Annotated in this window: 23 protein-coding genes; 9 read left to right on the top strand and 14 right to left on the bottom strand. The window is 55.4% G+C overall.

Translation table 11 applies throughout. The features are described from left to right. Window positions 1-118: 118 nt before the first annotated feature. Genes SynROS8604_RS14920 through SynROS8604_RS14905 form a run of 4 tightly spaced genes read right to left on the bottom strand, consistent with a single transcriptional unit; the run spans window position 119 to window position 3,939 of the window. On the bottom strand, window positions 119-289 hold the full coding sequence (locus SynROS8604_RS14920) for a hypothetical protein (protein WP_186544574.1): 171 nt from the start codon (window positions 287-289) through the stop codon (window positions 119-121). Next, window positions 286-1,401, bottom strand: a complete 1,116-nt coding sequence (locus tag SynROS8604_RS14915; protein WP_186544573.1) for a TIGR00341 family protein — start codon at window positions 1,399-1,401, stop codon at window positions 286-288. Before SynROS8604_RS14915 ends, SynROS8604_RS14920 begins: the two co-directional genes overlap by 4 nt. A gap of 14 nt (window positions 1,402-1,415) precedes the next feature. Continuing rightward, window positions 1,416-3,509, bottom strand: a complete 2,094-nt coding sequence (gene ligA / locus SynROS8604_RS14910; RefSeq protein WP_186544572.1) for an NAD-dependent DNA ligase LigA — start codon at window positions 3,507-3,509, stop codon at window positions 1,416-1,418. 10 nt (window positions 3,510-3,519) lie between these two features. Next, the gene (locus SynROS8604_RS14905; RefSeq protein ID WP_006854171.1) at window positions 3,520-3,939 is read right to left on the bottom strand and encodes a hypothetical protein; all 420 of its coding nucleotides are present in this window, start codon (window positions 3,937-3,939) and stop codon (window positions 3,520-3,522) included. A 99-nt stretch (window positions 3,940-4,038) separates the two neighbouring features. Here SynROS8604_RS14905 and SynROS8604_RS14900 point away from each other — a divergent pair, with 99 nt between their 5' ends. The 3 genes from SynROS8604_RS14900 (at window position 4,039) to SynROS8604_RS14890 (ending at window position 5,807) form a co-directional block, all read left to right on the top strand. After that, complete coding sequence (locus SynROS8604_RS14900; RefSeq protein WP_186544571.1) at window positions 4,039-4,587, top strand: SprT family zinc-dependent metalloprotease; 549 nt, start codon at window positions 4,039-4,041, stop codon at window positions 4,585-4,587. 106 nt (window positions 4,588-4,693) lie between these two features. Further along, entirely contained in the window at window positions 4,694-5,227 is a 534-nt protein-coding gene (locus tag SynROS8604_RS14895) for an RNA helicase (protein WP_186544570.1), read from the top strand. A 58-nt stretch (window positions 5,228-5,285) separates the two neighbouring features. After that, window positions 5,286-5,807 (top strand): DUF1269 domain-containing protein, encoded by a 522-nt coding sequence (locus SynROS8604_RS14890; protein WP_186524120.1) that lies wholly within the window; start codon window positions 5,286-5,288, stop codon window positions 5,805-5,807. Here the strand turns inward: SynROS8604_RS14890 and SynROS8604_RS14885 are convergent, their stop codons facing one another. From SynROS8604_RS14885 to mnmG, 5 genes are all read right to left on the bottom strand, one after another. Then, complete coding sequence (locus SynROS8604_RS14885) at window positions 5,808-6,242, bottom strand: hypothetical protein (RefSeq protein ID WP_186544569.1); 435 nt, start codon at window positions 6,240-6,242, stop codon at window positions 5,808-5,810. 87 nt (window positions 6,243-6,329) lie between these two features. Further along, window positions 6,330-6,914 carry a chorismate lyase gene (locus SynROS8604_RS14880; RefSeq protein WP_186544568.1) on the bottom strand — a complete coding sequence of 195 codons (585 nt, stop codon included), beginning with the start codon at window positions 6,912-6,914 and terminating at the stop codon, window positions 6,330-6,332. 590 nt (window positions 6,915-7,504) lie between these two features. Continuing rightward, complete coding sequence (locus tag SynROS8604_RS14875) at window positions 7,505-8,110, bottom strand: M23 family metallopeptidase (RefSeq protein ID WP_255445101.1); 606 nt, start codon at window positions 8,108-8,110, stop codon at window positions 7,505-7,507. Window positions 8,111-8,209: 99 nt separating this feature from the next. Continuing rightward, window positions 8,210-8,920, bottom strand: coding sequence for a DNA polymerase III subunit beta (locus tag SynROS8604_RS14870; RefSeq protein WP_255445100.1), 711 nt, complete (start codon window positions 8,918-8,920; stop codon window positions 8,210-8,212). Between the two features lie 24 nt (window positions 8,921-8,944). Beyond that, the gene (mnmG, locus tag SynROS8604_RS14865; RefSeq protein WP_186544566.1) at window positions 8,945-10,894 is read right to left on the bottom strand and encodes a tRNA uridine-5-carboxymethylaminomethyl(34) synthesis enzyme MnmG; all 1,950 of its coding nucleotides are present in this window, start codon (window positions 10,892-10,894) and stop codon (window positions 8,945-8,947) included. A gap of 752 nt (window positions 10,895-11,646) precedes the next feature. On the opposite strand from mnmG, the gene SynROS8604_RS14860 reads away from it, so the two are divergent. The 3 genes from SynROS8604_RS14860 to SynROS8604_RS14850 all read left to right on the top strand — a co-directional run bounded on the left by SynROS8604_RS14860 (window position 11,647) and on the right by SynROS8604_RS14850 (window position 14,175). Continuing rightward, a complete protein-coding gene (locus tag SynROS8604_RS14860; RefSeq protein WP_186544565.1) occupies window positions 11,647-11,925 on the top strand; it encodes a hypothetical protein in 279 nt (92 codons plus the stop codon). 237 nt (window positions 11,926-12,162) lie between these two features. After that, a complete protein-coding gene (locus tag SynROS8604_RS14855; protein WP_186544564.1) occupies window positions 12,163-13,152 on the top strand; it encodes a helix-turn-helix domain-containing protein in 990 nt (329 codons plus the stop codon). A gap of 405 nt (window positions 13,153-13,557) precedes the next feature. Next, window positions 13,558-14,175, top strand: a complete 618-nt coding sequence (locus tag SynROS8604_RS14850) for a neuromedin U (protein WP_370586528.1) — start codon at window positions 13,558-13,560, stop codon at window positions 14,173-14,175. Window positions 14,176-14,181: 6 nt separating this feature from the next. Here SynROS8604_RS14850 and SynROS8604_RS14845 read toward each other — a convergent pair whose 3' ends face one another. The 4 genes from SynROS8604_RS14845 to SynROS8604_RS14830 form a co-directional block, all read right to left on the bottom strand. Then, window positions 14,182-14,361 carry a hypothetical protein gene (locus tag SynROS8604_RS14845; protein ID WP_186546110.1) on the bottom strand — a complete coding sequence of 60 codons (180 nt, stop codon included), beginning with the start codon at window positions 14,359-14,361 and terminating at the stop codon, window positions 14,182-14,184. Between the two features lie 43 nt (window positions 14,362-14,404). Next, entirely contained in the window at window positions 14,405-15,820 is a 1,416-nt protein-coding gene (dnaB, locus tag SynROS8604_RS14840) for a replicative DNA helicase (RefSeq protein WP_186544562.1), read from the bottom strand. A gap of 61 nt (window positions 15,821-15,881) precedes the next feature. Then, window positions 15,882-16,340 (bottom strand): 50S ribosomal protein L9, encoded by a 459-nt coding sequence (rplI, locus tag SynROS8604_RS14835; RefSeq protein WP_006854159.1) that lies wholly within the window; start codon window positions 16,338-16,340, stop codon window positions 15,882-15,884. 42 nt (window positions 16,341-16,382) lie between these two features. Continuing rightward, window positions 16,383-17,315 carry a fatty acid desaturase gene (locus tag SynROS8604_RS14830; RefSeq protein WP_186524110.1) on the bottom strand — a complete coding sequence of 311 codons (933 nt, stop codon included), beginning with the start codon at window positions 17,313-17,315 and terminating at the stop codon, window positions 16,383-16,385. A 51-nt stretch (window positions 17,316-17,366) separates the two neighbouring features. Between SynROS8604_RS14830 and SynROS8604_RS14825 the strand changes: the two genes are divergently transcribed. Beyond that, window positions 17,367-18,119, top strand: coding sequence for a hypothetical protein (locus SynROS8604_RS14825; protein WP_186544561.1), 753 nt, complete (start codon window positions 17,367-17,369; stop codon window positions 18,117-18,119). On the opposite strand, the gene SynROS8604_RS14820 is transcribed toward SynROS8604_RS14825, so the two are convergent. Then, window positions 18,107-18,970, bottom strand: coding sequence for an acyl-CoA desaturase (locus tag SynROS8604_RS14820; protein WP_370586593.1), 864 nt, complete (start codon window positions 18,968-18,970; stop codon window positions 18,107-18,109). The two genes, SynROS8604_RS14825 and SynROS8604_RS14820, sit on opposite strands and share 13 nt — an antisense overlap. Window positions 18,971-19,134: 164 nt before the next feature. Between SynROS8604_RS14820 and SynROS8604_RS14815 the strand changes: the two genes are divergently transcribed. Together SynROS8604_RS14815 and gcvH are read left to right on the top strand one after the other, a co-directional pair. Further along, window positions 19,135-20,439, top strand: a complete 1,305-nt coding sequence (locus tag SynROS8604_RS14815; protein WP_186544559.1) for a methionine gamma-lyase family protein — start codon at window positions 19,135-19,137, stop codon at window positions 20,437-20,439. A gap of 20 nt (window positions 20,440-20,459) precedes the next feature. Continuing rightward, complete coding sequence (gene gcvH / locus SynROS8604_RS14810) at window positions 20,460-20,849, top strand: glycine cleavage system protein GcvH (protein WP_186525673.1); 390 nt, start codon at window positions 20,460-20,462, stop codon at window positions 20,847-20,849. Window positions 20,850-20,883 lie beyond the last annotated feature (34 nt).

Here is a 20,883-nt window from a genome sequence, read left to right as displayed (position 1 = left end):
GCAAGTTAATGGCGAACGTTCTTGTATTTAGATGTTCCTTTTTTTGGTCCAATAGGAGTGTGCTGAGTTCGCGAATTTTCCTAAGGGTTTAATTTCTTTTGTGATTGATTTTGATTGATTAGTGAGGAGTGTGGTCTGGATTCGGGGTTCGAAGGTCCCGTGCTGCAGCAATCACGACAAACCATCCCAAGCGAAGCTTTGCTGCAACACCGCTGCGAGAGGCCAGCTCAACATACTTAGCTCGACCACATTCTGTTTTGATCCAGCGGAAGGCTTGGGGTGAGCTCATGATTGTTTGCCTTCAGTAAAGTTGTATTTGAAGATTTGGTTGGGAATCACACTGATATTAACGCTGATTTCGTTGATCCCATAATCCTTTCTTGCTCTCGTGATGATCCGTTGATGGAGCTCATCAATAACCTTTTGAGTGATCAGCCCTTCTTGGGCATTGAGGACAAGCTCAATGGTGGCGTTGTTCTGGGAAACGCGAACATTGCTATAGAGCAATTTTACTTTTTTCCAGAGGTATGGATTCTTTTCGGTCAGCTTGAATTGCTTGACGCGTCCTGCTTTAAAGGTGGCAAATTGGGCGTCAATGTTTTGGCGAATGCTGAAGTCTCGGAGTGACGATGCCAAGGGGATGCACAGCAGGCCGAGTAGTCCTAGCCAAACAAGTAGGTTGCGCCAGCTGCGATGAATCGAGCCATAGCGCTGCAACAAAAACACCATCAAGCTGGCAACTGTGATGCCAATTAAGTTGGCTAGGAAGAGTAAAAATGATCCTTCTGAGATCTGATTGCTGAGTCCAGCAACGCTGCCCCGGCCGAACACGGCAATGACTTCCGAGCCCATGCTGAGTCCAATTCCGCAGACGCATAGCGGTGGCACCAGGGCCACGGCGATGGCCACCCCTGCGATCGAATTGGACAATCGATCCCGGGTCAATGTGAACGATCCGGCGATGGCGGCAGCTACTGCAATGCCGAGGTCGATCAGGTTGGGTGCGGTTCGGCTGTAGATCTCTCGATTCACCTCACTGGCATCGAGAATCCAGCCCAACAGCGTTGCCGTGGCAATCACAGTGAGAACGCCAATGATCACCGTGATCGCCGACCGTTTCACCAAGCGGTTGTCGGCAATCGAGAGTCCGAAGGCAAGGCTGAGGATTGGGTCCATCAGTGGGGCCACGATCATGGCGCCGATCACCACAGCGGTGCTGTTGGAGATCAATCCGAGCGTTGCAATCACAGCTGAACAGATCAGCAGCAAAAAGAAGCCCAGCGTCGGCCTCGAAGAGGCAATTCGACTTTTGTAGAGGTCGTTCCTGGGGATCTGCGTCTCCAGGTTCAGTTTCCACTCACCTGAGAGGCTCCCAAGCAGATTCTGAACTGGGCTTTGCATGCCTAGAAGAATTCTTACCCTGATCCTCTCAGCATGTTCAGCAGGTCAGCCTCGTCAAGGACTTGGACCCCAAGCTCCTGGGCTTTGGTGAGTTTGCTTCCAGCCTCTTCACCTGCCACGAGATAGCTGGTTTTTTTGCTGACCGATCCCGACACTTTGCCTCCGCAAGCCTCGATTTGCTCTTTGGCTTGAGAACGGGTGAGTGTGGGCAAGGTACCGGTCAGTACAAAGGTTGAACCAGATAAATGATCGTTGGCCGCCGCCGCAGTGGCTCGTGTTTGCTCTTTCTCATTGAGTGCCAGGCTGAATCCGAGGCTCCGCAACTCATCGAGTAGCCGCTGATTGGCAGGGTTGGAAAACCACTGCTGCAAGCTTTGGGCAATTTCTTTGCCGACACCAAAAATTGTGGTGATGCTGTCTGGTGCGTGACACGCCGCTTGATTCAGGTCGTCTGCATTGGCAAAAGCAGCAGTAATCGCCTTGGCGTTCACGTCTCCGACGTGATGGATGCCGAGGCCATAGAGCTGTTTGGCCCATCCTTTAGAGCGGGATGCCTCCAACGCTTGAATTAAATTCTCGGCGCTTTTTGTGCCCATGCGCTCCAGGCTGCCAAGCAGGGCCATGTCGAGGCGATACAGGTCTGCAATCGATTGAACGAGGCCTCGATCCACCAGTTGCTCAATGAGCTTGCTGCCCAGGCCATCCACATCCATGGCCCCCTTGCTGACCCAGTGGCGCAGGGCACCCCGCAGGATCGCGGGGCAGCTGCTGTTGATGCAGCGCGTGGCTGATTCGCTGGTTTCGCGCACCAAGGTGGATCCGCAGGTTGGGCAGGTCTTGGGGAGCTCCACGGGTTGGGCCAGCGCAGGTCGTAGCTCCGGCAACACCCGCACTACTTCTGGGATAATTTCTCCGGCCTTGCGCACCACAATGGTGTCGCCGTCATGAAGATCGAGCTCGACCAGTCTGTCGGCGTTATGCAGGCTGGCTCGGCTAACGCTCGTGCCGGCCAACAGCACAGGCTCGAATTCGGCCACCGGAGTGATCACTCCCGTGCGTCCCACCTGACAGCTGACTCTCAGGATCTTGGTTGCAGCTTCCTCTGCTGGATACTTGAGCGCAATCGCCCAGCGTGGTGCTTTTTGAGTAAAGCCTGCTGCATCCTGCAGGCGTAAATCATTGAGCTTCACCACCACACCATCGGTGGCGTAATTGAGCTGCCGGCGCTCTGTATCCCAGGTGTCGAAGAACTGCTCTACCGATTGAAGATCTGGCAATAAACCCGCATTGGGATTCACCTTGAATCCGGCATCGCCCAGCCATTGCAGGGCATCCCATTGCGTGAGCGGCCTGCATCCTTGCCAGTCTTCTGGCAGCTGAAGCGTGTAGGCAAAAAAGTCCAGCCGTCTTGAGGCCACAACGCTTGGATCTAGTTGGCGCAACGTTCCAGCGCAGGCATTGCGGGGATTGGCAAAGAGAGGTTCGTCGCGGCTTAGACGTTCGTTGTTGATCGCATGAAAGGTGGCATCGGGGATGAAGGCCTCCCCACGCACTTCCACCCAGGCGGGTGCCGGTTCGAGGTGCAAGCGCAAGGGAATGGAGCTGATGGTGCGCACGTTGGCGGTGATCTCTTCTCCCTGTTCACCGTCCCCGCGCGTCGCGGCCCGGACGAGTACGCCGTTTTCGTAGCTCAGGGCGAGAGCGTTGCCATCGATTTTGAGTTCTCCCACCATGGCCAGGGCCGGAGGTGGAGCTCCTTCTGCTGGTGCGCGGTCAAGCACCTTGAGCAGACGGCCATACCAGCCATGCAGCTCGTCACGGTTAAACGCATTGTCGAGGCTGAACAGGGGAATCCTGTGGCGCACGCTGTGGAAGCCTTCCGATAGGCGCCCACCCACGCGCTGGGTTGGGCTGTCTGCACTCACCAAGGCTGAATCTTGGTGCTCTAGCTCTTGAAGCTCCCTGTAGAACTGGTCGTACACCGGATCTTCCATGACCGGAGCGTTGAGGACGTAATAGGCGTGTGCCGCTCGGTTGAGCAGGCGCCGCAAGTCCTCTGCTCGCGATCGAGAGCTGCTGGACGATCTAAGCGGCTGCGACCCACTCAACGCTTCGTGCTCAGCTGTTCACGGCGACGATGCGCTCGATCTTCCAGGACTCATCCGATTTGATAAATGTGAAATCCAGGGGCATCTCTTCTTTGTCGTCTGCGATCAACTTCACGGTCAGGATGATGTTGCCTTCCTGCAGCCGGGGGCGACCAGATTTGAGATTGCGGAAGCGATTGAGCTTCAAACCCGCCAGATAGCGAATGAACTGTTGACGATTCACGTGCTGGCGATAGTTCTTGGTGGTGAGCAAGTAAGCAGCATCGATTCTTCCCGCTGCCACTTGCGTGAAGAACTGCTTGATCAGCGGATTGATGCCACGGGCGCTCAGCACCAGCTTCACCGCCGTGATGGTCCAGTAGAGCAGCAGAGCGCCACCGCCGGCTAATAAAGCCTTGCTACCGATCTCGCGAACCAAGCCCAGTTCCATCGGGGTGCATCCGAATGAATGCAGATTCTGACCGACTGGATGCAGGAACGAGGCAGACTGAGCCGACTTTCGTGCTGTTTGGCTTCTTTCTCAGTCCCCATGCCCCTCGAGCCACTGCTGCCTTTGTTTCACAGGCTTAATCGAGAACATTTCGATGGCGGCCTAGTGCGGGGCACAGGCCCCCTGGTCTCCTTGCGCTGGAGTGATGGGCGGATGCGCAAGACGGCGGGCTTTTATCGCCGCGGGCCGGCGGTTGCACCGCCTCTTGGTCGGGAGATTGTGCTCTCAAAACCCTTGCTGGATCCTTTGCCTCGCTGCGCCACCGAGAGCACTCTTTGTCATGAAATGATTCATGCCTGGGTGGATTTGGTGTTGGGTCAACGGGAGGGTCATGGCCCTTGTTTTCGGGCTCAGATGGAGGCGATTAATGCCTCTCAATCCCGATTCAAGGTGAGCATTCGCCATCGTTTTCCGGTTCAGCAAAGCCCCCCGCGTTGGATTGCCAGCTGTCCGATCTGTGAACAGCGGACTCCCTATCGGCGCCGGGTCAGGCAAGCGGCTTGCAGGTTGTGCTGTGATCGGCATCATGACGGTCACTGGCACGTGAGTTGTCTACTCAGCTATGTACCTGCCCCCGCTCAGGATTGAGATGGATTTGTTTCTTTGGGTCCTAGAAGCTGGCGGGGTGTCCATTGCGTTGATCGGTTGGCAAAGGGAGCGTTGGCTGCAGCAGCGTCGTCGTTAAGGTCAGGACATGGATGGACGTTTTCAACCGCGGCAGCGCAGTCAGGTGCAGCGCAGTCAGGACTCTGGTGACCGGCGATTGGATCAGTGGCTTGCAACCGGTCGTCAGCTGGTGGATGGTGTGGCTGGCACGCGACCTGGGCGAAGGCCAGGTGGAGGAGCCCGTCCTGGCATGGATCTCGAAACCGTGGGTCGCTGGGTCGGCGACAAGATCGATTGGCTGATGGACGAAGAAGAAGACTGGAGGGATCCGGTTGAGCCAGCCCTGCGGACTGAATCGCCTGCCGCATCTAGTCGTAAGCGGCCTCTCGATGCGATCTCACGGCGGCAAGGTGTTGGGCAGCAGATTGTGGAGCCCGTACCTGAGCCTCAGCCCGCCTACGGCGAGGATGACAACAGCTGGCCTGATGACGAAAGCTTTCGTGTGGAGCGCTGGTCCCGTTCTGCAGCGCCCCCAGCAATCACGCCAGCGCCTCAGCCTGTGCCCCGTGGCCCTGGCCCATCCAGACGTCCATTACCTCGCTCCAGCAGGCGACGGGACTGATCACGAGACTGATCGCTGGATCGATTGATCTCTACTCTTTTAAAAACACTCTGTTTGTATGAGCAATTTGGTGGTTGTGGGCTTTCCCAAGGCCCAAGAAGCGGAGGAGGTCCGTCGCGAATTGGTCACGATCCAGCAAGAGCATTTGATTGCGCTTGAGGATGCGGTGGTGCTTGAGCATGGAGAAGACGGCCATGTGCACTTGCGTCAGGCGATCAATATGACGGCGGCTGGAGCCATGGGCGGAAGCTTCTGGGGGTTGTTGATCGGTTTGTTGTTTGCCAATCCTTTGTTGGGTCTTGCTGTTGGTGCCGGTGCTGGTGCTGCCTCGGGTTCGCTGAATGACATGGGCATCAACGACAACTTTTTGAAAGAACTCGCGGAAACCCTGCCGAAGGGCAGTGCTGCTTTGGCGTTGTTAGTGAGGGATGCCACGCCCGATCGTGTGATCGAGCGCTTGCGTCGCCATGCGCCCCACGCCCGGTTGATCCACACCAACCTCAGCCATACCGATGAAGACTTGCTGAAGGAGCAACTCGAGAAGGCAAAACGGCAGGCTGAAGGCCTCAGGTTGGGCTGACTAGCAGCTGCTGCTCTCCTCAAGACGCTGAACCTGAAAGCGACAGCCTCGATGGCTGAGCTGATGGTTCACGTCGTCAATGAGATCGTTGGGCAGGTCTTCGGCCATTTGTTCGGTGCTCATGGAGATCGAGGCCGATCCTTCTTCCATGGCCTCAAGCAATGTCACCCACTGTGAAACCTGTTCGCTGCGCTTGATCGGACGTTGGCCATGGCCGGAGAGCACGGCGGCGCAGATGTCCGCGTTCCAGCGATTTGAGGGAATGTGGTGATGGCTGTTGTGCTGCTGGACGGCACCAGCTGTCATCGCAGCTTGGGTTGGATGTCCGCTGTGGTCACGCCATCCTTCATGGTCAAGAACACGGCCGCAATGTCTTACTGAGAGGCCAAATCTGTGTCCGAGGTCGGAGAGGGTTAGCCACTGGGACGTTGTCATGAAACCATCGCAACTAGCGACATGATCCCGATCGCTAGAGCTGCTGCAAGTTGAAATGCACGAATGTGGCGAAAACGCTCGGTTTCTTCATCTAGTTAGATGAAGAGGCTGGCGTGGAGTGGCCCCTAGCCATTCCTCTAAAGCAGGACTGAACACCTCGCGAATCACCGTGAGCTCTCGTCCTTGACGGAAAAATCGATAATGGCGGCTCCAAAACGGCCCCGAGCAGCCAAACCTGTCCTCAAGCCAGGGTTCTTGCACCAGCGCTAAGCCATCCACTTCGCGAAAGAGCTCTGAGCGCCCCTGGGTGAGGCTGAGCCAGATCGGCAGGTTGCGGTCTTGCAGGTGCTGGTTGGCTTCATCCTGGTTCCACCAGCTTTCAGCCCAAGCCAAGGTTTGTTCGCCACAGCTCAACCAGACTTGACGGCGGAGGAGGGGAGTCGTGAGTTCCTTCACCTCGCTGGGGCAACCGAGGGCAGCTTGCCCCTCTGGGTCTTCTGCCATAGCCACTAATTCCACGGACACTGGATGTCCTGTGAGCAGACGCAGGTGACGGGTTGGACTGCCGTCTCCGAGGAGCATCAGTCTCCAAGGGCCGGGTAAATCCCCTGGGTCATCACCGGCCAGAACCGTTGCAGCGGGTGCTTCCCATAAACAAGTGGGAGAGGGCAAGAGCCCAGAGGACAATGCCAGCCCTAAAGGTGAGGTCAGAGCGCACCTCCCACCGAAACGGAATCGCGATTGATGTTGGGAGCTTTGCTTTGCAAATCCTGCTGCATCAGTGAAATCTGGCGCACCCTAACGAGCCTTACCTGTGCGCAGAACAGAAGTCGATCAGCTTTGGTGGCGTGTGGATGGATACCAGTTCAGTACCCACTGAAACGAAGGGCTAGCTCAAGGGCGCCAAGTCCACAGAGAAAGGTTCCGCCAAGTAATGCAGCTTCTTTAAAAGAACGAGCCATGATCATTAGGGCAGAACCCACGACTAACGCTCCAAAAAATCTAAATGGAATCTCGAGCTCCAATATTGAGACGTGTTTCATGAATGAATCATCAGACGCATTTGCTGCACTGATTTCACTCAACTTCATGAAGTTCGTGTCAGTAAGGCTGAACCCCCCAGCTTTGCTGGGCGAAAGGCAACGTTTCTACACTTTGATTTACCGATCTAAATTCATAAATGTCTAATGAGGGGGCATGGATGCGTTTTTCGATAAGTGCTTTGACTCACGTGTCGTCAGGCTTTCGCTTGATTTCTTCTCTCAACGTCTCGATGCCTTGTGCAGCTGAAGAAGTGGGGCAGGGTCAATCGCCATTAGTTGCTCATTCTTGAGGCGACGGAGCTCGAAATGGAGATGGGCGGTGCTGGCGTAGCCGCTTTTCCCTACGTTTCCGATGCGATCACCCGTTTGTACGAGCTGACCGGGTCTGATTCGAGCGCTGAGCAAATGGGCGTAAAGGGTTTGCCAACCATTGCCATGATCCAGCACAACAGTCAGTCCGTATCCAGAGATGGGTTGCACGATCAAGGCTTTACCGGAGAGTGCAGCCAACACTCCTGTTCCAGCGGGTGCGATCAAATCATGTCCTGTATGTAAACGCCACTTCTTTCTATGGTCTGAAAATCGCCAACCGTAAGGGCTTACTTCCTGGGCGAGATAGGTGAGTGGATACTTGAGTCTGATCCTCTCTCCACGTTGTATTGGCCACAAGCGTTGAGGCAGCGGCCTTACTTTTGGCCCCAGAAGTGCAAGGTCTGAGACGCTCGTCAGGATTGGCGTATTCCTTGGCTTTGCTGGCTTGGCTTCTACGTTTGTGCTGGCAAGAATTGCGCTCAGCAGCAATACGGCAAATGTCTGTCGATGCACCGGCTGGAACCACAATGAGCTGGTTGTATCTCTCATTCGAGAGAATGCAACTCTGCTATTCATCCGACAATTGGCAGACTTGGGATTGAATCTTTCTCTCTAGAAGGCGCCGCCGATCGAGAGGGATTGGCGTTCACCATTGCGTTCAATCACGGCACCGGTGCTGGAAAGGCTCAGCAGGGACCAGCCACTGTTACCGATGCTTTCGCCAGGGGTGGCAGAGAGTGATTGATTGTCTAATTGGAAGATGGCCGATCCCCCCACTTCGGCGTGTACAACTCCCACGAGAGCGGGCTGGCTCATAGGAGCTGGCGCTGTAGGACCTGCCTCTGAGCTGGAGGGGGAGGCGCCGGGTGGGACTGTGATTGGCGCAATCGCTTCACTGAGCGGCAGCGTGAGTGGTTCGAGGCTGGGCAGTGTGGCGACCGTCTCAGGTTCTGCTTCAGGTTCAGTTGCTTTCGGAGGTGCAGAGGGTGAGGGGATGGCGCGTGCTTTGAGCTTTTCAGTGAGAGCCAGATTGCGCTCGCGGTAGAGGGCTTGCTCGGAGAGCTGCCAGCTGCGTGCCAACCATGCACTACAGAGCAGGGCGCCGAGCGTCACACCGACCAGGGTGAGCTGCTGCCACGGCTGAATACTGAGACGCGTTGTTGGCAGGGGTGCCGCAACGGGATTGTTGGCTGGATCTGGTGCCGGCTCCACTTGAATGTCAACGGCTTTCAGCGAGGGTTCCGCTGCGTGGAACACCTGATCCATCACCTGTTCAGCGCGCAGATTCCAATACGCCGTGGATGTGGGGAGGCGAGAGGGCACTGCAAACCTTTTGTTGAAGCAAAGTTATCGAGAGTTGGCGCCGCTGGCGAGACCCTCACTCTTTTGGGAGCGGCGCTTTTGCAGCTCGAGCCAAAGCAGCAGGGCGGTGAGATCTGCTGGGCTGACGCCAGGAATGTGGGTGGCCTGGCCCAACGTGGTGGGTTGAATGGCCGTGAGCTTTTCGCGCGCCTCCCGCGACAAGGTGCCGATGCTGGCGTAATCGAGATCGGCGGGGAGTTTGCGCAGGCTTTGGCGTTTCACTTGATCGATCTGTTGTTGCTGGCGCTGCAGGTAGCCGCTGTATTTAATGTCAATTTCCGCGCCCTCCCGCACGGCTAGGGGAAGTTCGGGATCGGCCAGGCCATGGCGCACGAGATCAGAGCTGTGGACCCCTGATCGACGCAATAGGTCCGCGAGTGTGATCGAGCCTCGGATCGGAGCCCCGCTTTCTTTCTCAATGGTGGGGGCGACTGGGTCGCTGACTTTGAGGCGAACCGTCTCAAGGCGCTGTTTTTCGTTGTCCATGGCCTGGAGCTTGTCGTTGAACAGCTGCCAACGCCGGTCGTCAATCAGTCCCAGCTCACGGCCCAGAGGGGTGAGACGCCGGTCGGCGTTATCACCACGCAACACCAAGCGGTATTCACTGCGGCTGGTCAGCACCCGGTAAGGCTCGCGCAAGTCTTGGCTCACCAGATCGTCGATCATCGTGCCGATGTAGCTGTTTTCCCTGGGGAAGTGCACGGACTCTTGCCCTCCTATTAGTCGTGCAGCGTTGAGGCCAGCGACAAGGCCTTGGGCCGCGGCTTCCTCGTAGCCAGTGGTGCCGTTAAGTTGCCCGGCACTAAACAGACCGCGTACCCGTTTGGTTTCCAGGGAGGGTTTGAGTTGGGTGGCTGGCAGGTAGTCGTAATCCACGGAATAGGCCGGCCGAAGCATCACGCAGTGCTTCAAGCCAGGCAGGGTGCGCAGCAGTTCCAGTTGGATCGTTTCAGGTAATCCTGTAGAAAAGCCCTGCACGTAAATCTCTGGGGTGTCGCGTCCTTCTGGCTCGAGGAAGATTTGGTGGGAGTCTTTATCGGCAAAGCGCACAATCTTGTCTTCGATCGAGGGGCAATAGCGCGGGCCTTTGCTGTCGATGATGCCGCCGTAAATCGCAGTGAGATGCAGGTTGTCTTTGATCAGCTGATGCGTTGATGCTGTGGTGCGGGTGATGTGGCAGCTCATCTGTTCGCCGCTGGCCCAGGCCGTTGGGTCAAATGAAAAGAAGCGATCAGCGGCATCACTGGGTTGTGCTTCCAATTGGTCGAGCGCAATGCTGCGCCGATCAACGCGGGCAGGGGTGCCGGTTTTGAGTCGATCGGTGTGGAAGCCCAGCTGCTTCAAGGCGTCGGTTAGACCTTCAGCAGCCTGTTCGCCAGCGCGCCCGGCAGACATCGATTGATGGCCCACCCAGATGCGACCACCAAGGAAGGTGCCAGCGGTGAGCACCACGGCTTTGGCGCCGTACATACTGCCGAAGTAGGTGCGGACTCCTGTGATTCGCGCCTGGCCGGCTTGCTCTGGATCCCCATCCACTTCCAAGCCGGTCACCATTGCTTCGCGCAGGGCCAGGTTGGGGGTGTGATGCAGCAGCTTCAGCATCTCCCGGGAGTAATGGCGTTTGTCGGTCTGGGCGCGCAATGCCCAAACGGCAGGGCCGCGGCTGGCGTTGAGTACTCGTTTTTGAATGGCGGTGGCATCGGCAAGGCGTCCGATCACGCCACCGAGGGCATCCACTTCATGCACGAGTTGGCTTTTGGCCGGACCACCAACGGCAGGATTGCAGGGCTGCCAGGCGATCCGGTCGAGGTTGAGGGTAAACAAGGCGGTGTTCAAGCCAAGCCGCGCTGCTGTAAGTGCTGCTTCACAACCGGCATGACCGCCCCCTACGACAATCATGTCGAAGCATTCGGTGGGGGCAGCAGAGAAGCTCATATCCCCATTATCCGTATTTAGAGAACACTTCGTTTGGGGTTTGCACAGCAGTGCACTCCGTTTTGAGATTGGCAGAAATATGAAGTGTCTTTAGGCCCGGTCATTGAAACTGATGATGGCGGCGATTGATTTGGTTTTACGAGCCTAAAAAGATAGGATTAGTGACACCATATTTAATAACGTTTAGATGTGGAAGCTGTTTTTGGGGAGACGTCAGAGCATATTGCTAACGCTTTTGCGAACAGGGATTTTTCTTCCTAATAGGCAAGACGAATTGTCAGCCTCTAGCCAGTTAAACCGATTGGTTTTTGACCCCGCAACGTGCGTTGACTTTGCTGCGAAGGACTTTTACTTTGATCCTTGTTTTGTTGGTCCCTGCAGAAGGGATGTATCCGTCAAGCAAAGAGAAAAGACGTTTTTCTGGTGGTGGCAATTGCTTTGCTTGGCTCTTGATAGGAGATGCGTGGGGTTTTGATGTTTTGTTAGATTGAATACAATGAGCTCATTTGTTCGCGATATTGAGCCGAAATCGTTTTGCTTTTAGCCCAAGAGGTCAACTGTTTGGTTCCGTTCGATAACGATTCTCAAAGTCGGTCTCTCACCCTTCTCTCATGCATTGCTCAGGAAGTAGAAATGGCATACTCTCGATTTTCCGATGAAAGTCCATCCCTTTTAAATATGCCCGTACAGGTAATTCATTTCGACTCAATTCCATTAGTGCCTTTTGCTCAAGTTTTTTCTTTGAGATCCCCATGATTGAAGATTTTCTGAATTTGTTGAATGATGAACAAGATTTAAATTCCCGCATACGACAGATAAATTATCAGATTGAAAGCTTAGAGAATGAGAATGAAATCAGATTGCGAAAGTATGAACGGTTGAAATCTAAAATTAATCGCCTGAAAGCGATTAATAATCTTTTATTGTATGTAGAGGATCCTTCAAGCGATGAATTTTCTAGTAACTGCTACAGCGATTACAATGATTTTTTAGAAAAAATGATAAAGGTCAACCACCGTAAATCTGTTTGAGAGGTTGTTTAAGCGTTGCGTTGTGAATTCGTGGATAGTAAGACCTCTTTTCTGAATTGATGGTCTCGGTAATTATTAGACGGTATTGTATATGTAGAACGCATTTGTTTTCTAATGCTGCGGTCATGCGCATTGCATATTAGGGTTGTTTTATGTCTGTTGTAGCCTTTGACACTTTCTGCTGAGCTTTTCTCCTCTGTCTTGGTGTAAGCTATTGAAAGCGGTTATTGTTCTCAGTTGGGCCTGGTTCCTGTTCGAGAAGGAATTAAAAGTGCTGCTGACATAGAATTAATATTAAATAGAAAGTTTTCTGGTGCTTCAGTTCTATGTTTGGAGCAAGGAGCGCTTGAAGGCTCTATGCAGATTATTAATTTCGAAAATATTAATTTATCGCTGCTAAGGCTTAATAAAAAAGTAGCTATTGGCGCTGAAAGGAAAGGTGATCAGAGTTTCTTTTCCGTCAATTTATCGGAAAATCTTTCCTATGGCAACAGGGTCATTGTTGCTCAGGGTGTGAATATTGAAAAGCCTGCTATTTTTGGGTTTAATTCGGGCTTATTTGATCTTGATCTGCAGCTCCATTCGGAATGTTGCTTTTGTACGATCAGCATTGAAAATGATTTCTTGGCTCAGAAATTATCTCAGTATAATTGCACAAAAGTGCAACATGTTATGGACAAGTATAATATTTTCTTCAGTGGTCCTGTTCGTGACATCCTGATTCCGTACTTGAGAAGATTTTGGTTAAATGTAAATAATATTTCTACTTCAGAGCAGGTTGTTGTAGAGGAGATTTTGCTAACTCTGCTTGAGTGCTTCACAAGTAATGCCGATCGAAGGGTTGGAATTGCGCTTAAACGGTGTGATCGCCACGCGGCTGCATTGCAGGTTTTGTCTTTTGCGACTTCGTCGCCGACAAGGCCTTTTGAAATACAAGATCTATGCTCTTTGTTGCATCAATCGCGTACATCACTCTTTAATGGTTGCAAGGAAAAATTCAATATGTCTCCCCTCCAGGTCGTGAGAACTGTGCGTTTGCATCAAGTCAGACATGCTCTTATGGATCTTGAATTTTGTACTGAGCATGGTATTGGCGGTGTTGCTGGTGTTGCATCGTATTTTGGTTTTGTCGGACGTTCTCATTTTTCGCGCCTGTATAAGGACGAATTTAACGAAACTCCTCGTTACACATTGGCGAAAAGGCGGCTTGCGGATCAAGACTTCTAGTTGATTGTATTGCTTTTGCTCTTTCTCAATGCTCCATTAGTTTGAATTGGAATTGACTCCATTGCTTGATTAAAGTGGTATAGCTAATTTGTTGATATGCATTTTAAAATTGAGTAGATGTCTGCGGTTTGCCTTTCATTAAGGATGCACATCGCTCTTGTTTTATTGCGACTTTTTGCATGCTCTATTGGGATTCTTTCTCTTGAGTCTGTTCCGGCCTTAGTTAGGGCTCGTCCTAATCCAATTACGTCATACACCCGTCTTTGGGCGGAATGGGATGTTGTCCCTAATACGCAATGGGCTCCGCGATCGATTGACCCCTCTGCAACTCCGGACAGGTCAATTCAAATCTTCAAATTGCAGCCTGTTGTTCCATTTCGGATCAATGATGACTGGACAGTGCTAATGCGAACGATCTTTCGCTTTGTTTCTTTGCCCCAAGCCGATCCTGTGCTCGGTGTTTCCCCTGCTGGGCTTCCAGCAGTTTTGGGTTTCGATCAAAAGAATCAGGCTGGCCTCTCAGATGTCAGTCCCACAGCTTTTCTTGTTCCCAACCTCGGTTCAGACTGGACAGTTGGGCTTGGTTCGTCGATCGTCTTCCCTACAGGTGATGGCACGGTTGATAGCGGAAAGGTGTCTGCAGGTCCAGCCTTTCTGGCTTTTTATCATCGCGGCCCATGGATTGTTGGTGCCCGGATGCGCAATATTTGGTCCTTTTCGGGCGACCCAGAGCGAGACGACGTTAATACTTTGGTGGTGCGAGGACTATTGCGTTATCAGCTCAACCGCAGCTGGTATTTAATCTCCTCCCCAATCATTGCCTCTGATTGGACTCAACCAGAGGGCAAAGGCTGGATTGTGCCTGTTGGCGGTGGGCTGGGGTATTCCTTTCGGTTGGGAGGGCAGCCGATGCAGGTGTCTTTGGAGGGCTACTACAACGCTGTAAAGCCGCAGTTTGCTGGTGAGGAGTTACTGGGTGACTGGACAATTCGCACCCAATGGCAGGTACTTTTCCCTAACTGAATCTGGCTATTGGCGGTTGCTTGGACTGAGTGTGGAGCGAAACATGCGGATCCCGAATCGCCTCACCTTGCCACGACCACGCGGCAGCCAACCGGTGGTTTTGCGAAGAGCTTTCAGCCATCCAGCAACGTAGTTGCGATGCCGTTGTGGTTTAAGCATCCAACGGCAGATGTAGGACGAGCCCACGCCCAAAAGCAAAATGCGACCAATCCACGTACCGATTGATTCCCTAGGCCGCCAGGTTGCGGAAGCGGGTGAACTGGGGCTCAAACAGCAGTTTCACGGTGCCAACGGGGCCGTTTCGGTGCTTGGTCACGATCACCTCGGTGATGCCTCGGTCTGGGGTTTCCGGGTTGTAGTACTCATCGCGGTAGATCATCAGCACCAGATCGGCGTCTTGCTCAATCGAGCCTGATTCCCTCAGGTCGCTGAGCATGGGGCGTTTGTTGGTGCGTGATTCCACTCCGCGGCTGAGCTGAGAGAGGGCGATCACCGGCACGTTCAGCTCGCGGGCCATGCCCTTGAGCCCCCTGGTGATCCGCGAGATTTCCTGCACTCGATTGTCGGGGCTGGATCCCTCCATGAGCTGCAGGTAATCAATCACCACCAGGCCAAGTTCTTTTCCTTGTTCGGCCATCAGCCGCCGGCAGAGCGAGCGCATCTCGAGCACCCCTGAGTTGGGCTTGTCATCGATGTACATCGGTAATTGCCCCAGGGTGTTGATGCCTTGGCCCAGCAAGGGCCATTCCTCCTGTTGCAGCCGGCCGGTGCGCAGGCGGCCCGCTTCGATGCCAACCTCCATCGAGAGCAGCCGGTAGGTGAGTTGTTCTTTGCTCATCTCCAAGCTGAACATGCACACCGGAAGGTTGTGTAATTGCGCCACGTTTTTGGCCAGGTTGAGCACGATCGAGGTTTTGCCCATCGCTGGGCGTCCCGCCACGATGATCAGGTCACTGCGCTGCAGTCCTTGGGTCATCGCATCCAGGTCGTAGAAGTTCACCGGAATGCCTGCCACCGAGGTGCCAAGTGACCGGCTTTCGATTTCGTTGAACGTGCTGGTAAGGATTTCGGCGGTGGGTGTGAGGCCTTTGGACGGTTTCTCCTGGCTGATGGCGAAAATCTTCTGTTCGGCTTGATCCAGCACCTGCTCCATCGGCAGGCTTTGGTCAAAGCCCAGCTGAATCACTTCATTGCCCGAGCGGATCAGCTGCCGGCGCAGGAACTTGTCCATCACCAGCCTGGCCACCTGTTCGATCGAGGCCGTGGAGGCCACCCGTTCCACCAGCTCCACCAAGCGGCCGCTACCGCCAACCTTCTCGAGCGATCCCGTATCCGCCAGCCAGGCGGTCATCGCCGTGAGATCGGTGGGTTTGCCCTGGCTATGGAGCATTACCGCGGTGCGGAAGATCTCCCGGTGGGCTCCTAGATAAAACGCCTCAGGTTGGAGCACGTCGGCAACCCGGCCGATCGCGTCGGGATCCAACAAGATCCCACCCAAAACCGCTTCTTCCGCTTCCAGGTTCTGGGGCGGAAGCGAATCGGGGAGGGCTTCGAAATGGGGCTCATCGCGTTGACGGCCTTTGCCGTAGCCCCGCTGTCCCCCACCTTCACTCGCGCTGTGATCGGGTTGGGAGACACTCATCATGGAAGTGATTTGGCGCCGTTAAGTCTTCACACTCTGGCTGGCCGTGAGGCCATGCCAAGCATCAATAGCTAACAACTTCGAGATTGATTTCTGCTGTGACTTCGCTGTGCAGCTTCACCTGCACCTTGTAGGAGCCTGTGCGGTGGATATCGGGCACGGTGATATCGCGGCGATCCACTTCTTTCTTGGTGGCTGCTTCGATCGCTTCGGCGACATCGCCATTGGTCACGGTGCCAAACAGCACGTCGTCTCCGCCGGTTTGCTTCTTCACGGTGAACCGTCCGATCGTGTCGAGAGCGGTGCGGAACGCCACAGCATCCTGCTTGAGGGTGGCTTGGCGCTCGGCCTCCTTGGCCCTGCGGTGCTCCACCTGCTTCATCACCGCGGGGGTGACGGGAACAGCTTTCCCGAAGGGAAGCAGGAAGTTGCGGGCGTATCCGGGTGCCACATCAACCAGATCGCCATTACGGCCCAGGCTGAGGATGTCCTCATTGAGTACGACTTGTACGCGCTTGGCCATGGCGATTTAGAAGAGGTTGACGATGAGAAGCGATTGCGAAGCTTACGACGCGACCGGTAGGCGGACTTTGGTGGCGAGCCCTAAAGCGCGCATTAGACGGATGTGTTCCCAGGTGAGATCGATCTGACCCGGCTGCATGCCGTGGCGTGCGGAATGGGGGAAGGCGTGATGGTTGTTGTGCCAGCCCTCGCCGAAGGTGAGGGCTGCAACCCACTTGTTGTTGCGTGATGCATCACCGCTATCGAAGACAACATTTCCCCAGCAATGGGTGGCGGAGTTCACAAGCCAGGTGACGTGATATACGACCACTAAGCGCAAGGGAATTCCCCACAACACCAGGGCCCAACCGCCGGCGCCTGTCGCGGTGCCGATCCAGAACAACAGCAAGCCAAGGGGGAGCTGGAGCCAGAGGAAGTGAGCATTCAGCCAGCGGTAGTAGGGATCGCCCACAAGATCGCCAGTGAGACGGGGCACCGCAGGCATGGCCTCGATCGGGTGGAACATCCAACCCATGTGGCTCCACCAGAAGCCGCGATGGCTGTTGTGATGATCCGCATCTGTATCGGAAAACTTGTGGTGATGCCGGTGCAGCCCCACCCAGTCGATCGGACCGTGTTGGCAGCTCAAGGCGCCGCAGGTTGCGAAAAATCGTTCCAGCCACTGCGGTAGGCGGAAGGATCGGTGCGTTAGGAGGCGGTGATAGCCAAGGGTGACGCCGAGACAGGCCGTGACCCAGTACAGAACCAGCAGGCTGGTCACAGCAGGCCAGCTCCAGAAGCCAGGCAGAAGGGCCACAACCGCGAGGGCGTGGATCACGATCATGAATCCAATCGTGACGGAATGCTGGTGATTTTTAGGGCTGGCCGCAGGCTGTCCCTTGCGTGGACGATGAAGAAGTCTTGCTTGAGCTGCTGCCAGGTGCGAAGCTGCCGGCCGACTGGGTGGCGACGGAGTTCTGATCGTGCTTGAAACCATGCCTAATCCGCTTGATGTCCATAAACTACACCCAATAAGGATCCGTATCAAGTGACCAAGGGGGAAGCCGTTTCTGATCATGTGACCAAGGGTTACCGGGATCGGCTCGATGAGGGCCGTCGGGCGATGGCGCACTTGATCCATGTCTGGCACGAGCGCAATGGCTGGTCTCACAAGGTGTTGCCAGCCCTCGCTGATGCCCTTGATCTCGGCCGTGTTCACAACTCCCAAATCTCGAACTTGCGCAACGGCAAGCTCGCCTCTCCCGGCCCCGAGGTGTTTCTGGCTCTCGGGCAGGCCAATGCGATCCTCGATGCAGGCTTGGATCCGATCCAAGACCATCTCGCCGAGGTGCATCCCGATCTGCTCAAGGTACTCAAAGTGAGCGCTGTGCCCGTGATCAGTGCCAACGGCAAGCCGTTGGGGGCAGGCCAGTTATTGGAGATTTTTGTAGGCCTTGCCCCTTTGCCACCGGGTTTCGATTGGCGCATTGATCCGATGGAAGCGGCCGCTTTGAGTGCAGCGCTCGCCGATTGCCTCTGCCGAGGGCAGTCCTGGCGTCAGTGTCGCGATCAATTGATGAGCGCCTATCCGGTTGGCAAAACCCAACGGCGTGAACGCTTCGCTGCCGTCATGGCCGGTCTGCGTGATTACTCAGCTGAGGAGCTTGATGGGGAGTTTCTCGATCTCCACGCCACCTATCTCTCGCTGGATGGTCAAAACGGGGCGACGCCAGCCGCATTTCTTGATGAATTGCGGCGTCGCCTCCCCTTTAAGGCAACCCTGAGCGATCAGCCGGAATAGCGGGCTTGGCGCACTTTGCGGGTGAGTCCGAGTCTGCGCAGCAGGCGGATGTGCATCCAGGTGATGTCAAATTCGAACCAGCGCAAGCCGTGGCGCGCGCTATCTGGATAGGCATGGTGGTTGTTGTGCCAGCCCTCTCCAAAGGACAGCACCGCCACCCACCAGCAGTTGCGTGACAGATCAGGACTGTTGAAGTTCCGGTAGCCAAACGCGTGAGTGGCGGAATTCACCAGCCAAGTCACGTGATACACCACAGCAAGACGCAAAGGGATGGCCCATAGAACGAGGCCAACACCACCTCCGTGAATTCCTGCGGCCTCTCCGTACCAATACAGCGCTAATCCCAGTGGGATTTGAAGCACTAAAAACCAGCGGTCGAGCCACACGTAGAAACGATCGTTCAGAAGATCGCCCGCATAGCGATGCTTTTCTTTGAGAGCAGGAATGTCATGCAGCATCCACTCGCTGTGACTCCACCACAAGCCTCGGCCTGCATCGTGATGATCATTGGGCTGATCGGAAAAGCGGTGATGGTGGCGATGGAGAGCCACCCAATCGATCGGTCCGCTTTGGCAGGCCAGCGTGCCCATCACCACAAGAACCCTCTCCAGCCAGCCGGGCACTTCAAAGCTGCGGTGCGCCACAAGCCGATGCAGGCCGAGGGTGACGCCAAGCACGGTCATCCAATACAGAACGCCGAAGGCAACTAACCCCTGCCAGCTCCAAAAGCGTGGGAGTAAGGCCACCGTTGCCAGCACGTGGATCACCACCATGAAGCTGGTGGTCCCACCTTTAAGGCGGCGCTGTGTTGAGGGGAGCGTCTGACGCGGAGCCATCACAGCTGCGCGCATGCGCAGCTCGCGTTGGGTGCTGGCGTCAGCCGGGGTGGATGTAACCAAAAGAGTCTCCTTGCACCGGATCTAGAGATTCAGACGACGAGAAATCGGCGAATCTTGAGTCGGCTGGAAGATGCGAATGTAAAAGAACTGAGCACAAAAAGTGCGAATAAGGACAGATGGATTCAAATACTGGGGATGGCGCAACGGATGCTGCGAGCGTTGAGCAGTGGGCAAAAGCGCGCATTCGGCAAGCGAGAGATCGGCTCAGGCCCATGGCAGAGCAACGCACGGAGGGCGTGTCGGTGCGCTTGGAAAAGGTGCTGAATGCCTTCGCTGCTGAGCGCGTTGGGACCCAGCATTTCGCGTCTGTAAGTGGTTATGGCCATGGCGATCAAGGGCGAGAGGTGCTCGATCGCGTGTTTGCCAGGGTGCTGGGTGCTGAAGCTGCCGCTGTGCGACTCCAATTTGTGAGTGGCACCCATGCGATTGCCGCCGCTTTGTTCGGGGTGTTGCGGCCTGGAGAGCGGATGCTCTCGATTACGGGTCGTCCTTACGACACCCTTGAAGAGGTGATTGGTTTGAGGGGAGAGGGGCAGGGCTCTCTCCGGGACTTCGGAGTGCACTACGAGGAACTTCCCCTGCTCAACTCTGGAGCGGTCGATGAGGCTGCATTGGATGCGGCGTTAGAAACCCCCCGCCGGCTGGTGTTGATTCAGCGCAGCTGTGGCTACAGCTGGCGGCCATCGCTTTCCATCGACACGATTGGACGCCTTTGTGAGCGCATTCATCAGCGGCAGCCCGATTGCGTTTGTTTCGTCGACAACTGTTATGGAGAGCTGGTGGAGGAGCGGGAACCTCCTGAGGTCGGTGCCGATCTGGTGGCAGGCTCACTCATAAAAAATCTCGGTGGCACGATCGCTCCCGCCGGCGGTTACGTGGCAGGTAAAGCCTCGCTGGTGGAACAGGCTTGTTGCAGGCTCACAGCTCCAGGGATTGGAAGCGAGGGCGGCAGTGGTTTTGACCTGCATCGCCTGCTGTTGCAGGGCTTGTTTCTCGCGCCGCAGATGGTGGCGGAAGCCTTGATTGGTGCTGATTTGGTGGCGGCTGTGTTTGCGGATCTGGGCTATCCAGTGCAGCCCTCTGCAGGGGAGCCACGCAGTGACCTCATTCAGGCGGTGCAGATCGGAGACCCAGATGCTTTGAAAGTGATTTGTCGGGCCTTCCAGGGGATCTCGCCAGTGGGGTCCTATCTCGACCCGGTGCCAGGGCCGATGCCAGGTTATGTCAGTGATTTGGTGATGGCCGGCGGCACCTTCATCGATGGCAGCACCAGTGAATTTTCGGCGGATGCTCCCCTGCGAGAGCCCTTCAATCTCTACGTGCAAGGTGGAACCCATCGCGCCCATGTTGAACTGGCACTGATCAAGGCCCTTTGCGCGTTGCGGACGGCAGGTTGGGTTGATCTGGCGCAGACTGGGTGACAACCGCATCTCCTGGCCCGATGGCCTTCGACTTTCCCGACCAGTTTCGGTTCGCCGACAGTCATGAATATGTCCGGCAGGAAGCGGAGCTCGTGAGGGTTGGCCTGAGCGCCTACGCCGTGGATCAGCTCGGCGACATTGTGTTTGTGGATGTGCCTGAGCTGGGGTCTGAGCTCAGCCGTGGAACCAGCTTTGGAACGGTGGAATCGGTGAAGGCCGTTGAGGAGATGTACGCGCCGATTACGGGCGAAGTGGTGCAGCGCAATGAAGCGGTGTTGGCCAATCCTGAGGAGCTTCAAAACGATCCTCATGGGGAGGGTTGGCTCTTGGTCATCCGCCCGTCAGATCCAGCCCAGATTGGGGAGTTGATGGATTCAGCGACCTACTCCGCCAAGGTGGCGGCTGCCTAACCGAGGCTTGATTAGGCCGTCAATGCGGCGGGGA

The organism is Synechococcus sp. ROS8604, from assembly GCF_014279655.1.
GTDB lineage: Bacteria > Cyanobacteriota > Cyanobacteriia > PCC-6307 > Cyanobiaceae > Synechococcus_C.
The sequence above is the reverse complement of the archived record's forward strand: the minus strand, read 5'-3'. Positions and strand labels throughout refer to the sequence as shown.

What these genes read in the sequence shown, in the direction of transcription:
- dnaB (WP_186544562.1), bottom strand. Translation starts at nt 15,820, where the DNA reads ATGATGAGTGTCTCCCAACCCGATCACAGCGCGAGTGAAGGTGGGGGA.
- SynROS8604_RS14920 (WP_186544574.1), bottom strand. Translation starts at nt 289, where the DNA reads ATGAGCTCACCCCAAGCCTTCCGCTGGATCAAAACAGAATGTGGTCGA.
- mnmG (WP_186544566.1), bottom strand. Translation starts at nt 10,894, where the DNA reads ATGAGCTTCTCTGCTGCCCCCACCGAATGCTTCGACATGATTGTCGTA.
- SynROS8604_RS14815 (WP_186544559.1), top strand. Translation starts at nt 19,135, where the DNA reads ATGGATTCAAATACTGGGGATGGCGCAACGGATGCTGCGAGCGTTGAG.
- gcvH (WP_186525673.1), top strand. Translation starts at nt 20,460, where the DNA reads ATGGCCTTCGACTTTCCCGACCAGTTTCGGTTCGCCGACAGTCATGAA.
- SynROS8604_RS14905 (WP_006854171.1), bottom strand. Translation starts at nt 3,939, where the DNA reads ATGGAACTGGGCTTGGTTCGCGAGATCGGTAGCAAGGCTTTATTAGCC.
- SynROS8604_RS14900 (WP_186544571.1), top strand. Translation starts at nt 4,039, where the DNA reads ATGCCCCTCGAGCCACTGCTGCCTTTGTTTCACAGGCTTAATCGAGAA.
- SynROS8604_RS14820 (WP_370586593.1), bottom strand. Translation starts at nt 18,970, where the DNA reads ATGCGCGCAGCTGTGATGGCTCCGCGTCAGACGCTCCCCTCAACACAG.
- SynROS8604_RS14895 (WP_186544570.1), top strand. Translation starts at nt 4,694, where the DNA reads ATGGATGGACGTTTTCAACCGCGGCAGCGCAGTCAGGTGCAGCGCAGT.
- rplI (WP_006854159.1), bottom strand. Translation starts at nt 16,340, where the DNA reads ATGGCCAAGCGCGTACAAGTCGTACTCAATGAGGACATCCTCAGCCTG.
- SynROS8604_RS14860 (WP_186544565.1), top strand. Translation starts at nt 11,647, where the DNA reads ATGATTGAAGATTTTCTGAATTTGTTGAATGATGAACAAGATTTAAAT.
- SynROS8604_RS14850 (WP_370586528.1), top strand. Translation starts at nt 13,558, where the DNA reads ATGCGAACGATCTTTCGCTTTGTTTCTTTGCCCCAAGCCGATCCTGTG.
- SynROS8604_RS14830 (WP_186524110.1), bottom strand. Translation starts at nt 17,315, where the DNA reads ATGGTTTCAAGCACGATCAGAACTCCGTCGCCACCCAGTCGGCCGGCA.
- SynROS8604_RS14885 (WP_186544569.1), bottom strand. Translation starts at nt 6,242, where the DNA reads ATGACAACGTCCCAGTGGCTAACCCTCTCCGACCTCGGACACAGATTT.
- SynROS8604_RS14915 (WP_186544573.1), bottom strand. Translation starts at nt 1,401, where the DNA reads ATGCAAAGCCCAGTTCAGAATCTGCTTGGGAGCCTCTCAGGTGAGTGG.
- SynROS8604_RS14890 (WP_186524120.1), top strand. Translation starts at nt 5,286, where the DNA reads ATGAGCAATTTGGTGGTTGTGGGCTTTCCCAAGGCCCAAGAAGCGGAG.